At 67.3% G+C, this 12339-nt stretch carries 13 protein-coding genes; 9 read left to right on the forward strand and 4 right to left on the reverse strand.

What is annotated here, in order from left to right:
- The first annotated feature begins 674 nt into the window (after nucleotides 1-674).
- Both AAEX60_RS12905 and AAEX60_RS12910 read left to right on the forward strand, forming a co-directional pair.
- On the forward strand, nucleotides 675-881 hold the full coding sequence (locus AAEX60_RS12905; protein WP_342090287.1) for a cold-shock protein: 207 nt from the start codon (nucleotides 675-677) through the stop codon (nucleotides 879-881).
- Between the two features lie 222 nt (nucleotides 882-1103).
- Complete coding sequence (locus AAEX60_RS12910) at nucleotides 1104-2279, forward strand: MalY/PatB family protein (protein ID WP_342103969.1); 1176 nt, start codon at nucleotides 1104-1106, stop codon at nucleotides 2277-2279.
- 148 nt (nucleotides 2280-2427) lie between these two features.
- Here AAEX60_RS12910 and AAEX60_RS12915 read toward each other — a convergent pair whose 3' ends face one another.
- From AAEX60_RS12915 to AAEX60_RS12925, 3 genes are read right to left on the reverse strand one after another with little or no spacing between them, the layout of a single operon-like run.
- On the reverse strand, nucleotides 2428-3558 hold the full coding sequence (locus tag AAEX60_RS12915; protein ID WP_342103970.1) for a hypothetical protein: 1131 nt from the start codon (nucleotides 3556-3558) through the stop codon (nucleotides 2428-2430).
- Nucleotides 3551-4075 carry an RNA polymerase sigma factor gene (locus tag AAEX60_RS12920; protein WP_342103971.1) on the reverse strand — a complete coding sequence of 175 codons (525 nt, stop codon included), beginning with the start codon at nucleotides 4073-4075 and terminating at the stop codon, nucleotides 3551-3553. The genes AAEX60_RS12915 and AAEX60_RS12920 overlap by 8 nt, the downstream gene beginning before the upstream one ends.
- A gap of 47 nt (nucleotides 4076-4122) precedes the next feature.
- Nucleotides 4123-4689, reverse strand: a complete 567-nt coding sequence (locus AAEX60_RS12925) for a mismatch-specific DNA-glycosylase (protein ID WP_342103972.1) — start codon at nucleotides 4687-4689, stop codon at nucleotides 4123-4125.
- A gap of 273 nt (nucleotides 4690-4962) precedes the next feature.
- Here AAEX60_RS12925 and AAEX60_RS12930 point away from each other — a divergent pair, with 273 nt between their 5' ends.
- Nucleotides 4963-5688 (forward strand): AIM24 family protein, encoded by a 726-nt coding sequence (locus AAEX60_RS12930; protein ID WP_342103973.1) that lies wholly within the window; start codon nucleotides 4963-4965, stop codon nucleotides 5686-5688.
- Nucleotides 5689-5822: 134 nt separating this feature from the next.
- On the opposite strand, the gene argF is transcribed toward AAEX60_RS12930, so the two are convergent.
- The gene (gene argF / locus AAEX60_RS12935) at nucleotides 5823-6818 is read right to left on the reverse strand and encodes an ornithine carbamoyltransferase (RefSeq protein WP_342103974.1); all 996 of its coding nucleotides are present in this window, start codon (nucleotides 6816-6818) and stop codon (nucleotides 5823-5825) included.
- A gap of 241 nt (nucleotides 6819-7059) precedes the next feature.
- On the opposite strand from argF, the gene AAEX60_RS12940 reads away from it, so the two are divergent.
- From AAEX60_RS12940 to deoC, 6 genes are all read left to right on the forward strand, one after another.
- Complete coding sequence (locus AAEX60_RS12940) at nucleotides 7060-7431, forward strand: phage holin family protein (RefSeq protein ID WP_342103975.1); 372 nt, start codon at nucleotides 7060-7062, stop codon at nucleotides 7429-7431.
- 8 nt (nucleotides 7432-7439) lie between these two features.
- Nucleotides 7440-7880: a low molecular weight protein-tyrosine-phosphatase gene (locus AAEX60_RS12945; RefSeq protein WP_342104012.1), complete on the forward strand. Its 441-nt coding sequence runs from the start codon at nucleotides 7440-7442 to the stop codon at nucleotides 7878-7880.
- Nucleotides 7881-8078: 198 nt separating this feature from the next.
- Nucleotides 8079-9596 (forward strand): FGGY-family carbohydrate kinase, encoded by a 1518-nt coding sequence (locus AAEX60_RS12950; RefSeq protein ID WP_342104013.1) that lies wholly within the window; start codon nucleotides 8079-8081, stop codon nucleotides 9594-9596.
- Nucleotides 9597-9618: 22 nt separating this feature from the next.
- Nucleotides 9619-10668, forward strand: a complete 1050-nt coding sequence (locus AAEX60_RS12955) for a galactitol-1-phosphate 5-dehydrogenase (protein ID WP_342103976.1) — start codon at nucleotides 9619-9621, stop codon at nucleotides 10666-10668.
- 129 nt (nucleotides 10669-10797) lie between these two features.
- The gene (locus tag AAEX60_RS12960) at nucleotides 10798-11616 is read left to right on the forward strand and encodes a sugar-binding transcriptional regulator (RefSeq protein ID WP_342103977.1); all 819 of its coding nucleotides are present in this window, start codon (nucleotides 10798-10800) and stop codon (nucleotides 11614-11616) included.
- A 26-nt stretch (nucleotides 11617-11642) separates the two neighbouring features.
- Complete coding sequence (deoC, locus tag AAEX60_RS12965; RefSeq protein WP_342103978.1) at nucleotides 11643-12311, forward strand: deoxyribose-phosphate aldolase; 669 nt, start codon at nucleotides 11643-11645, stop codon at nucleotides 12309-12311.
- Nucleotides 12312-12339: the final 28 nt, after the last annotated feature.

Consider the following 12339-nt stretch of genomic DNA (forward strand, 5'->3'; position numbering starts at 1 on the left):
GGCACGGCCGCCGGCGGCTCCCCGACAGGACAAGCCTAGGAGGCCGCTGAACAATGCTGTTCCGAGCCGGGCCGTGTCGGGCGGGATGGGCTGGTGATCCCGGCCTGGTGGCCGTTCTGGACCTACTGCCCAAGAGCTGGGATCAGCGGATCCCCCGGATCCGGCAGAGCGCCGCCGAACATGATTGGTCAGCAGTCTCCTGGGCAACAACCGATCATCCATGCCCCGGCCGCGTGTCCCATGATCACGGCCTCGCTCAAACCGGCATCGGTCGGGGCTTCCTGGCCGTGCGGACCCCGGAATCTCGTCGGATTCGAGCCGGCCGTCGGGTACCGGCGACGTCCCTTGTTCGGCCCTGTTCGGCTGCGCTTCCTGAAGATTGGACCCGCCCCCACGCCCACTTGTTCGTTCAAACGACCGGCCAGACCACCCTTAGGGGTGGTATTGCCAGCGACGGGCCAAACACTGGGCTCGGACCGGTTTTGCATCGGACCCCTGCCGTGTAGTGTGGTGGCCAGTTGTTGAAGTTCTGTACCTCGTATGACAAGCGGTTTTCGGCCTTGAGCTCCCGTTGGGAGTCCGTGCCAAAACTGTTTTCTGGATGGGTTCACAAGGCATCACAGCTACGAACAGTCCGAAAGTCGGCCTGTTCAGCACCAGAAAGCAGGAATGACATGACTACTGGCATCGTGAAGTGGTTCAACGCCGAAAAGGGCTTCGGCTTCATCGCTCCCGAGGACGGCTCCGCCGATGTGTTCGCGCACTTCAGCGCCATCCAGGGCTCGGGCTTCAAGACCCTGAACGAGAACGACCGCGTTGAGTTCGAGGTTGTCCAGGGCCCCAAGGGCGCCCAGGCCGCCGACATCCGCGTGATCGGCTGACACCAACTCTTTCGAACCGCCCGTCCTGCTCCGGCAGGGCGGGCGGTTTCGCATTCTGGGTGCCGTGTCCCTCCCCGGGAGAGTGGGTCAATTGTCCTGTGGTCTTTTGGGTTGCGAACTCACCACCAAAATGACCACAGGACAGGCGACCAACTTGCTGGGCGCTTCCTGACCCGTGGTCATGGGAGCCCCGGTTTGCCCTGCTGCGGCAGGATCGGGGGCATGACCGACTTCGAATCCCTCACCCCCCAGTCCCTGCGCGAGCGCGGCTCCATGAAGTGGAACCGGCGTGGCCCAGAGGTGCTGCCTATGTGGGTGGCGGAGATGGACTACCCGCTGGCCGAACCGATCGAGCAGGCCATCGCGCAGGTGGTGGCACGACAGGGCTTCGGCTACGCCGAGGTGGATGACCGGGTGCCGCGGGCCTTCGCGGACTTCGCGTCGCGGCGGCTCGGGATGACCGTCAACCCGGAGTGGACCACCGTCGTCCCGCATGTGCTGGCCGGGATCGAGGTGGCACTGGACGTCTTCACCCCGCCCGAGGCCGGGATCGTGGTCACCACCCCCGCCTATATGCACTTCCTGGAGATCCCCGGGCTGATCGGGCGGCAGGCCGTCGAGGTGCCGCTGCTGGAGACGCCTGATGCCGACGGGATCGACGAGCGGTGGGCGCTGGATCTCGCCGGGGTCGAGCGGGCCTTCGCGGCCGGTGCGCGCTCGGTGATCCTCTGCCAGCCCTACAACCCCGTCGGCAAGGTCTTCTCCGCCGAGGAGCTGGCCGGGCTGGCGGAGATCGTGGCGCGCTACGACGGCTGGGTGGTCAGCGACGAGATCCACGCCCCGCTGACCATGCCCGGCATCGCGCACCAGGCCTATGCGGAGGTCAACCAGACGGCGGCCAGCCACTGCATCACCGTGACCAGCGCGTCGAAGAGCTTCTCCATCCCCGGCTTGCCCTGTGCCACGGTCACGCTGCACACGGCCCAGGCGGCGCGTCGTTTTGCCACCGACGCCCACCCCGACCGCCTCTACGGCGCCACGACGTTGGGGATCGAGGCCAATCTGGCCGCCTTCACCGAGGGAGGCGAGTGGCTGGACGGCGCCCGTGCCACCATCGCCCGCAACGGGCAGCGGGTCAAGGACTTCCTGGCGGCGGAGCTGCCGGAGGTCGGCTTCCAGCCGCCGAATGCCACCTACCTGGGCTGGCTGGACCTGCGCGGGGCCGGGTTGGGGACGGATCCGGCCGGCTGGATCCTGGAACACGGCAACCTGTGGCTGAACTCCGGTGGAGATTTCGGCGCCCCGGGACAGGGCTTCGCCCGGATGAACCTGGCCACCACGGGAGCCATCCTGGAGGAGGGGCTGGGCCGGTTGAAGGGTGCGCTGGACCGGCGCTGAGAGCCGGGGATGAGGGTGACCGCTCGGCTGACTCGGGGCCGGCGCCGATGTCCAGCCACCGCACTTTCCCCCGGGCCCACTGCCAGCCGGGGATCATCGCCGACGTCGAACTCCCGTCGCACCAGCACCGACCCTGCATTGGGCTTGCTCAGCAGGCGTCCTGGGGCGGGGCCAGCTCCGAATAGGGGCGCACCACCATGGCGCTCACGGTGGCGGTCGGGCTGGCCTTCACCGGCTCCCCCGTCGCTGACTCGGTGAGGAAGAGGATTTCCTGGCTGCCCTGCTGTGCCCGGCCCACCAGCAGGTCCTGGAACTCGCCGCGCTTGGTCTGGTAGGCGAACTGGTCCCCATAGGCCTTGGCCACCTGGGCCAGGGTCATGCCGACGCCGACCCCACGGTCCGTGCGCACCACCGGGTTGCTGATGGTCATGGTGACCAGGGGGCCGGACTTCCCGGAGAAGTCGGTGCCGCTCAGCCCCAGGGTGCGATGCGCCGTGATCGGGGCCACGGAGCCCTCGCACAGGTAGTCGACGGGCACAATCAGCTTGCGCCGGGTCAACTCGGGGGCCGTGGTACCCAGCTGGTAGGCACCCCAGCCGGAGAAGGTTACCGGGGTGTCCACGGTGAGCTGGTCGGCCTTGGCGGGTACCGGGTCCTGGGGGTTGGCGTCGCCCAGTTCCTGGCTGCTGGGGGAGGTGGTGGCGCTGGGGCCCTGGCTGGCCGTCGCTCCGGCGCCGGCCGAGGCTCGCCCGGTGGTCTGGGCCGTGGTCTGGGCCGTGGGGCCGGCGCTGCCGGCCTGCTGCCGTGAGTTGGCCGCGGTGGCCGATGGCCCGGCCGACGCGGTCCGCGTCGGCGTGGCGGATCCGGCCCGGCTGGGGGCGGCGGTGGTGACCGTGACGGCGGTGGGCGCCGGGGACGGGCTGGTGGTGAGCGACGGAGTCTGGCTGGGGCTGGCCGACGGAGACGCCGTGGGGCTTGTCGACGCGGAGGGTGTCGGACTGGGCGAGGCCGGCAGGGCGCTGGGGGCGGCGGGGCCGGGCACGGCGGTGTCGGTTCGGTTCAGGTAGGCCCAGCTGCCGCCGCCGATCACCGCCAGCGCAGCGGCCACCGACAACCAGCGAACGGCCAGGGGCACGGCGCTGCGGGGCCGCTCGTCGGCGGGCGGGAGGAAGCCGATCGGTTCGTCGGCCAGATCATCGCCGTGCCGCGCGAAGGCCTGCCGGAAGAGCTCCTCCTCCCGGGAGAAGTCCTGCTGGTGCTCGTCGTCCACCTCACTCACCCCCTTCCTGGGCCAGGAGCATCGTACGCAGCCGGGCCAGCGCCCGGTGCACGTGCGAGCGGGCGGTGGCCTCCGGGATCTGCAGGATGCGGGCAATGTCCGCAAAGGTGCAGTCCTCCCGGAAGCGCAGCACCACCGCCGCCCGCTGCTGGGGAGACAGCTGTTCACACAGCTGCCACGCCGTGTCCGCCTCGTCGTAGCTGTCGCTGAAGTCCGGGATCGACGGCTGCATCACCCCCGGATCGGCCACCGGGACCAACCGCTTGCCCGACCTGCGCCAATTGCTCACCGACGCGTTTACGATGCTGCGCTTGAGGTAGGCCTCGGCGGCGTCGGCATCCTCGAACTGGTGCCAGCGCGGGTAGAGGCCCAGCAGCGCATCCTGCAGCGCGTCCTTGGCATCCTCCCGGTTGCGGGTGACCATCCAGGCGAAGGAGAGCAGACCCTGCCCCCTGAGCGACAACCACTCGTCGAAACCCGGCAGGGTGTCCGGGACGGCCGACAGTGTGGTGGTCACATCCCCAGCACGCACGACGGACGGCTTTCGTTGCACCCTGCCCGGATTCATCCCAGGATTCCCGCCGCCCGGGCCGCGTGGGCGTACTGCGCGGCCAGGCTGTCGATGGTCTCGTGGGCGTTCAGGCCCGACGGATTGGGCAGCACGAACAGCCGGGCGCCGGCCAGTGGCTGGGGCTGCTTCCCCAACGTCGCCCGGGGCACGCCGAAGGCCTGTCGGTAGGCGGTGACGCCAAGCACGGCCACCACGGCCGGCCGCCGCCGGGCCACCAGCCGCTCCAGCCGACGGGCGCCGGAACGCAGCTCTTCGCGGCTCAGTTCGTCGGCGCGGGCTGTGGCCCGGGAGACCAGATTGGTGTTGCCGATCCCCAGCCGGTGCAGTTCGGCTAGGTCCTCCGGCCGGTAGCCGTCGGAGGCATCAAAGGGGTGGGAGATGATCCCGGCCCGGGCCAGGGCCGGGTAGTAACGGTTCCCCGGCCGGGCGAAGTGCGCCCCGGTGGCGGCCGTCCACAGCGACGGGTTGATCCCCACCACCAACAGCCGCAGCGGGTCGGGCAACAGGTCGGGCACGCTGCGCCCCGCGAACCGCTGCAGCTCGGCCGCCGAGTACCCCATGCGGACAGCATGGCAGAGCCCGGTCCCAGGGGACGCGCCCGGGTTGTTCCCCTGACCAGTTCTGGAAAGCGACCTCGGGATTGCGGTCCCCTGCCGTCTGGCCGGGGACGGCCCGAGCCGTGCCGGAACTCCAGGGCCGGATCCCAGAACTGGACGGCCGCGCAGCTCGCGGCGCTCGGGCGAACCGCTGGCGATCTTCTGGTGAACGACGCCCGCCGTGGTCCGGCACTCCCCTACCCTCGTGGCAGGACCCGACGACGATGAGGTGACGCGATGCCGCTCTACGGCCCCCTGTTCAATGACTACGCGGAGAAGAACTCCGAGCACCAGTTCAGCCTGCAGAACAAGAAACTGCTCAAGGTGAACATGGGCTTTGGCCCGGTCTGGGCCCGCACCGGCTCCATGGTGGCCTACCAGGGGCAGATCAACTTCACCAACCGCGGCTCGGGCGGTCTGGGCAAGCTGCTGAAGCAGGCCGCCACCGGCGAGGGTGTGCCGTTGATGGAGTGCGTCGGCAACGGTGAGCTCTTCCTGGCCGACGAGGCGGCCGAGATCCAGGTGATCTACCTGGAGAACGACAGCATCAGCGTCAATGGCGGCAATGTGCTGGCCTTCAGCCAGTCGATCCAGTGGGATGTGCACCGGATCCAGGCCCGCGGCGCGGTGATGACCGGCGGGCTCTACAACGTATCGCTGCAGGGCACCGGCTTCGTGGCCATCACCACCAAGGGTGAGCCGGTGGCCCTTGACGTTGCCCAGGCCCCCACCTTCGCCGACGCCCAGGCCGTGGTGATGTGGACCGGCGGCGTGCAGATGGACATCAAGATGGACACCGGCGGCCTGAAGTCGATGGTGCGCGGCGGCACCGGCGAGATGCTGCAGATGGCCTTCCGGGGCCAGGGCCACGTGGTGGTCCAGCCCTGCGAGAATGTCGTCGCCACGCCCAATGGCGGCGGCAACGGCGGCGCGGCCGGGATGCTCAGCAGCATCCTGGACTGACCCCCCGCGGTAAGACCTCAGAAGTGTGTCAGTTTCCCACCGACCTCGGTGGGAAACTGACACACTTCGTGTTCCTGCCAGAGCGGACTGCAGGGCCCCGGCCCTCGGGGATCCCGAGGTCCAACCCCAAGCTCTCAGTCCCCCAGCGTCGCCACCATCACGGCCTTGATGGTGTGCATCCGGTTCTCGGCCTGGTCGAAGACGACGGACTGCGGGCCCTCGAAGACCTCGTCGGTGACCTCCAGGGCAGCCATTCCGGTGGCCTGGAAGATCTCCTCACCGACGGTGGTGTTGCGGTCGTGGAAGGCCGGCAGGCAGTGCAGGAACTTGGTGTCGGGGTTGCCGGTGGCGGCCAGCACGTCGGCGTTGACCTGGTAGGCCTTGAGCTTGTCGATCCGCTCGGCCCAGACCTGCTTGGGCTCGCCCATGGAGACCCAGACGTCGGTGGACAGGAAGTCACAGCCCCGCACCCCGGCGGCGACGTCATCGGTGATGGTGATCCGGGCGCCGGTCTGCTTCGCGATCTGCTGCGCGAGCTCCACCACCCAGGCCTCGGGCTGGAACTCGACGGGGGCGACGATCCGGATGTCCATCCCCACCAGCGCCCCGGAGACCAGGCAGGAATTGCCCATGTTGTAGCGGGCGTCGCCCAGGTAGGCGTGCGCCACCTGGTCCAGCGGCTTGGCGCAGTGCTCGCGCATGGTCAGCTGGTCGGCCAGCATCTGGGTGGGATGCCACTCATTGGTCAGCCCATTCCACACCGGCACCCCGGCGTGCTGGGCCAGTACCTCGACGCCGTCGGTGCCGAAGCCGCGGTACTCGATCCCGTCGAACATCCGGCCCAGGACCCGGGCGGTGTCGGCCATGGACTCCTTGTGGCCGATCTGCGAGCCGCTGGGGTCCAGGTAGGTGGTGTGGGCGCCCTGGTCGAAGGCCGCCACCTCGAAGGAGCAGCGGGTGCGGGTGGAGGTCTTCTCGAAGATCAGCGCGATGTTCTTGCCCTGCAGGCGCTTGGCCTCCGTGCCGGCCTTCTTGGCGGCCTTGAGTTCGGCGGCCAGGTCCAGCAGTTCCAACCATTCGGCGGGGGTGAAATCGGCTTCCTTGACGAAGTTGCGGCCCTTCAGGCTCATCTGTGCTCCTTGCGTGCGTCCGTGAACATCCATCCTGTCAGGCCCGGGGCTTGCGCGGGAGGCCAGTCCCGGGTCTGGACCAGCTGGACCAGGGGTGCTCCTGGCCGGCCCACAACAAATGCGGCAGGTCATCTGTCCAAGGGCCCCGAAGCGGGCTTGGACAACTGACCTGCCGCATATGTTGTGGAAGGACATGGCAGCCCACCCGGGAGGCCCCGGGCGGGCGTGGCAGGCTGGAGGCATGTTCGCTCGACTGCTTGCCAATGCTGCGGCCCTGGCGCTGGCCACCGTCCTGGTTCCGGGAATCACCCTGCAGGGTGGCAGCTTGACCCAGCGCGCCGTGGTGATCGTCATCGTGGCCGTGATCTTCGGCGTGTTGAATGCCCTGGTCAAGCCGGTCTTGAAGGTGCTCTCCCTCCCGCTGGTGATCCTCACCCTGGGGCTCTTCCTGTGGGTGCTGAATGCCGGCATGTTGATGCTGACCAGCTGGGTGGCCGGGCAGCTCGGGCAGCCGTGGCGGGTGACCGGCTGGCTCGCGGCCCTGCTGGGGTCCGTGGTGATCAGCGTCGTGAGCGCCGTGGTCGGCGGCCTGCTGAAGGGAGAGGACCGGTGAGGGTGGTGATGGTCTGCCACGGTAACATCTGCCGTTCCCCGATGGCCGAACGGGTGGCCCGAGCCCAGGCCGCCGAGCGTGGTCTGGAGGTGGAGATCACCTCGGCTGGCGTGAGCGACGAGGAGCACGGCGGCCCGATCGATCCGCGCGCCGCCCGGGTGCTCAAGGCGGCGGGCTACGACACGTCGAACCATCGGGCCCACCAGATCACCGCACGGGAGATCCAGGAGGCCGATCTGGTGGTGGCCGCGGAGCAGTACCACGTGGACCGGATGCGACGGTTGGTGCCGGAGGCCGACAACCTCCACCTGTTCAGCGAGTACGACCCCGAGGCCTCGCCCGGCGACGGCCTTCCCGACCCCTGGTATGGCGGAATGGACGGCTTCCACGCGACGCTGGCCGCGATCGAACGGGCGGTTCCCCGCATCCTAGACGAGGTGGAGAGGTGACGCCCCTCGCGTTGCTATCGATCGAGACCCCCACCCTGCTCAAGTGAGCAAATCCGGCAGATTCGTTGTGCCTCGGGAGAGATGCGCAGCACCCTGAAGGAGTGGCAAAGCCGCCACAAACTGTCCGCGTGATCAACGCTGATTCCGTGAGGTGGGAACGACATCATGAGTGCACAACAACTCCTGCTGGGTATCGACATGGGCACCGGCGGAGCACGCGCCGGCATCTTTGACCCAGATGGGAAGCAGATCGCCGTCTTCGCCACCGAGTGGCACACCGAATTCCCTCGCCCTGGTCGGGCGGAACAGGATCCAGATGAGTGGTGGCGGTGCATCGTCGAAGCCGTCCGCGGGGTGATGGCGGCTGGCCAAGCTACGTCCGAGTCCATTGTCGGGATCGGGCTCGACTCCACTGCCGCGACGGTCGTCGCCATGGATGAGAATGATCGGCATCTGCGGCCTGCCTTGCTGTGGATGGACGTGCGGGCTGCCCCGGAGGCAGACTCGCTGGCCGCCACCGGAGACCAAGCGCTGAAGTACTCCGGATTCGGACCCGTCTCTGCCGAGTGGGGCGCCCCGAAGTCCATGTGGATCGCGAAGAACGAGCCTGAGGTCTTCGAGAAGGCAAAGGTGATCTGCGACTGCACCGACTGGCTCGTGAACAAGCTGACCGGCGAGTGGTCGATGTCGCTCAATCACGCGGCGGGCAAGTACTTCTATGACGGCGACAGCGGAGGCTGGCCAGTGGGTCTGTACCAGAAGGCCGGTGCGGAGGCAGTGCTGGACAAGTTCCCCAAGAACCTGTTGCCGATCGGTGAGGTGGTGGGTGGGTTGCGGCCGGATAGAGCCGCGGAGCTGGGGCTCAAGCCCGGCACTCCGGTGGCAGAGGGGGCTATCGACGCCTATGCCGGAGCCATCGGACTGGGCGTTGTGGAGCCCGGCAAGATGGCCTTGATCACCGGCTCGAGCCACGTGATGATCGGCCAGTCGAAGACCCCCGTGCACGCTGCGGGCATCTGGGGTTCCTTCACCGACGCTGTCATCAAGGGCGAGTACACCGTGGAGAGCGGCCAGTCGTCGACCGGCTCGGTGGCGGCATGGTTCAAGAACAATCTTGCCCCGATCGCCCGCGAACGGGCCAAGGCAGCAGGTGTGGACCCCTACACCGTGCTCGACGAACTGGCGTCGCAGGTGCCGGTCGGCAGTGACGGCCTAATCCTCCTCGACCACTTCCAGGGTAACCGCGCGCCCTACTCGGATGCCCGCTCGCGCGGTGTTTTCTGGGGACTGAGTCTGGGGCACACCGAGGGCCACATGTTCCGAGCGATCATGGAAGGAGTCTGCTTCGGAACGCAGAGCATCTTCGACGTGATGCGCGCCAATGGCTACCCTCCGGAGAGCGTCGTCGTCTCGGGTGGCCCGGCCAAGTCCAAGCTGTGGATGCAACTGCACGCCGACGTGACCAATGTGCCGATGACCTTCACCGACGTCCGCGAGGGTCCTGTACTTGGGTCGGCCATGATGGCCGCCGTCGGCGCGGGCATCTTCCCTGATCTGCCCGCCGCTGCCCAACAGATGGTGCACACCGTTGCGGTGATCGAGCCGAACCAGACGGCCCACGAGGCCTACGAGTACAGCTACCACGCCTATCTGAGGACCTACGACGCCATGCGCGAACTGATGCGTGACATGACCCGCCACCTCGAACAGGCCTGAACAACCACGGAAGGATACGACGATGACACGGATGATGAAGGTCGCCATGATGCACGCGGTGGGCGACATCCGAATCGAGGAGGTCGAGGTTCCCACCCCGGGCAATCGCGAGGTGCTGTTGAAAGTCGCTGCCTGTGGCGTTTGCGGCTCTGACCTTGCGCGGATGTTCCTCAAGGGCCCGCACAAGTTGCCCCTGGTTTGTGGCCACGAGTTCAGCGCCTGGGTGGACGAGCTTGGTGAGGGGGTCGACGGCCTCAATGTGGGTGATTTGGTGACGGTACCGCCGATGCTGCCATGCTTTGACTGCCCTCCCTGCGCCCAGGGGCAGTTCAGTCTGTGTGAGAACTACGACTACTACGGTTCACGTCGCCATGGTGCCTATGCACAGTTTGTGGCTGGCCCTGCAGACCTGTTGCTGAAGGTGCCGGAGGGCCTTGATCCCAGGGCTGCCGCCATGGCTGATCCGGCTGCCATAGCTCTGCATGCCATCTGGCGCACCCAGTTGCGGGCCGGGCACCGAGTGGCCGTTTTGGGGGGCGGCGGCCCGATCGGGCTCTTCGCTGTCCAGTGGGCGCGAATCATGGGCGCCGGCGAGATCGTGGCTGTCGATGTAGCGCCGGAAAAAGCCAAGTTGGCGCTCGAGGCCGGCGCCGATCATGCGCCGATCACAAAGGAAGAGCTGGAACCGCTTGTGGGTAGCGGCTTCGACGTCGTCATCGAAACCTCCGGCGTCCCAACCGTGACTGATCAGGCAGTGGGGATCACGGCTCGGCATGGCGACGTGGTTTTAATCGGAATCCCCAACGAGGACATCATCATCAGCAATTCCTCGTGGGCCCGCCTGATGCGACTGGAGATCAATATCCGAGGTTCCTGGAACTCCTTCTCAGCGCCCTTCCCGGGAGCCGAGTGGACCACGGCGCTCGACCAGATGGCACGCGGCAACCTGCGCTGGCAGTTCATGATCACGCATGAGGAAGCCTTGGAACAGGTCCCGGTGCTGATCCAGCAGATGGCGGAACGCAGCGTCGTGTCTTCCAAGGTGCTGTTCTTGCCCAACGGCGCGATCTGATCAATGCCGCGACGCGATGACAAGTACGACCATCTCCTGCTCCGGGCGGCTGAGCTCTACCACGAGCGAGACCTGACCCAGCAGGAGGTGGCCGCACGGCTGCACCTGACAAGATGGCAGGTAGGCCGGATGCTGGCCGAAGCCAAGCGGCGCGGCATCGTTCAGGTACGTATCGTCCATCCTCGTGCCCGCTGTCACGATCTGGAAGCCGCCATGGTGGACCGCTTCGGATTGCAGTCCTCCATCGTCGTACCCGGAGCCACCCAACCCGAGGACAACCTTCGGTTGGTGGCCGGTGCCGCCGCGGATGCCCTCGCGGACCTGTCTCCGAACCCGCGAGTGGTGGCTGCGTCATGGGGCTTCACCATGACGGCGCTGGCCGAGCAGATCTCATCGATGTGGACGGATCGAGCCACTGTGGTGCAGGCCAATGGTGGACTCAGCCATCCTGGGTGGGGCGATCCGGCCTCCGTGATCTCCCGACTGGCCAGACAGTCGAACGGCACTCCTGTCTTCCTCCCGGCACCGGCCGTCATCGATTCCCAGACGCTGGCTCCCGCGCTACGGCGCGAGCCCGCCATCCGGGGTGTGCTGGAACTTGCTCGTACGGCAGACGCGATCGTTTTCTCCTTGGGTGCTGCCACCCGCGAATCCGTGCTGGTGCAGTCGGGCTGCCTCACCGCGCTCCAGATCGACCAGCTCCGCAGGCGCGGCGCAGTGGGAGATGTCCTGGCCCGATTCGTCAACGGCGAGGGCGAACCCGTCGACGAGGACCTGCAGGCCAGAACAATTGGTCTCAGCCTTACTGACATCCACACCATACCCAGCTCCATCGCAGTCTGCGCCGGCCCCGCGAAGGTGGCCATTGCCCGGGCTGCCCTCAACCAGAAGCTCTGCACGATTCTGGTCACGGATCAGCCGACAGCTTCAGCGTTGCTTGATCGATAGCCGCCCACCCACCGAAAGGACCCGTCATGACCACAAATCCCACTCGCACTCAGCTCGCCCAGATGATCGACCACACCGTACTCAAGCCCGAAGCGACGCTCGACCAGATCCAACGGGTGATCGACGAGGCTGCCACGCTGGGTACCTACTCCGTGTGTCTCTCCCCAAGCCACCTGCCAATCGCGGTGCCGAACGGCATCAAACTGGCGGTAGTGTGCGGCTTCCCCTCCGGGGCCCATTCTGCAGAGACCAAGGCCTACGAGGCCGGTCAGGCCGCGCGGGCGGGGGCCGACGAGGTCGACATGGTGATCAACCTGCGGCACGCTCTGGAGGGTCACTTTGATCTGACAGAGGCGGAAATCCTCGCCGTACGTCGCGCTGTTCCCGCGCCTGTGGTGCTCAAAGTGATCATCGAGTCTGCCGCCCTGAACGACGACACGATTGTGCAAGTGTGCCAAGCTGCCGCCCGCGCCGGCGCCGACTTCGTCAAGACGAGCACCGGCTTCCACCCGGCCGGAGGGGCCAGCGTGCATGCGGTGGAGCTGATGGCCAAGACCGTCGGTGGACGGCTGGGCGTCAAGGCGTCTGGCGGTATCCGGGACAGCGAAACCGCACTGGCCATGGTCGCCGCGGGCGCCACCCGGTTGGGGCTGTCCGCCTCGGCCGCTGTCCTGAACTCGCTGGGCCACGTCTGAGCACCGATGCACCCGCCCGCTGCGGTGG

This window comes from Luteococcus sp. H101 (genome assembly GCF_038433155.1).
Taxonomy (GTDB): Bacteria; Actinomycetota; Actinomycetes; order Propionibacteriales; family Propionibacteriaceae; genus Luteococcus.

What these genes read in the sequence shown, in the direction of transcription:
- AAEX60_RS12940 (WP_342103975.1), top strand. Translation starts at nt 7,060, where the DNA reads ATGTTCGCTCGACTGCTTGCCAATGCTGCGGCCCTGGCGCTGGCCACC.
- AAEX60_RS12955 (WP_342103976.1), top strand. Translation starts at nt 9,619, where the DNA reads ATGACACGGATGATGAAGGTCGCCATGATGCACGCGGTGGGCGACATC.
- deoC (WP_342103978.1), top strand. Translation starts at nt 11,643, where the DNA reads ATGACCACAAATCCCACTCGCACTCAGCTCGCCCAGATGATCGACCAC.
- AAEX60_RS12960 (WP_342103977.1), top strand. Translation starts at nt 10,798, where the DNA reads ATGCTGGCCGAAGCCAAGCGGCGCGGCATCGTTCAGGTACGTATCGTC.
- AAEX60_RS12945 (WP_342104012.1), top strand. Translation starts at nt 7,440, where the DNA reads ATGGTCTGCCACGGTAACATCTGCCGTTCCCCGATGGCCGAACGGGTG.
- AAEX60_RS12910 (WP_342103969.1), top strand. Translation starts at nt 1,104, where the DNA reads ATGACCGACTTCGAATCCCTCACCCCCCAGTCCCTGCGCGAGCGCGGC.
- AAEX60_RS12905 (WP_342090287.1), top strand. Translation starts at nt 675, where the DNA reads ATGACTACTGGCATCGTGAAGTGGTTCAACGCCGAAAAGGGCTTCGGC.
- AAEX60_RS12950 (WP_342104013.1), top strand. Translation starts at nt 8,079, where the DNA reads ATGGGCACCGGCGGAGCACGCGCCGGCATCTTTGACCCAGATGGGAAG.
- argF (WP_342103974.1), bottom strand. Translation starts at nt 6,818, where the DNA reads ATGAGCCTGAAGGGCCGCAACTTCGTCAAGGAAGCCGATTTCACCCCC.
- AAEX60_RS12930 (WP_342103973.1), top strand. Translation starts at nt 4,963, where the DNA reads ATGCCGCTCTACGGCCCCCTGTTCAATGACTACGCGGAGAAGAACTCC.
- AAEX60_RS12925 (WP_342103972.1), bottom strand. Translation starts at nt 4,689, where the DNA reads ATGGGGTACTCGGCGGCCGAGCTGCAGCGGTTCGCGGGGCGCAGCGTG.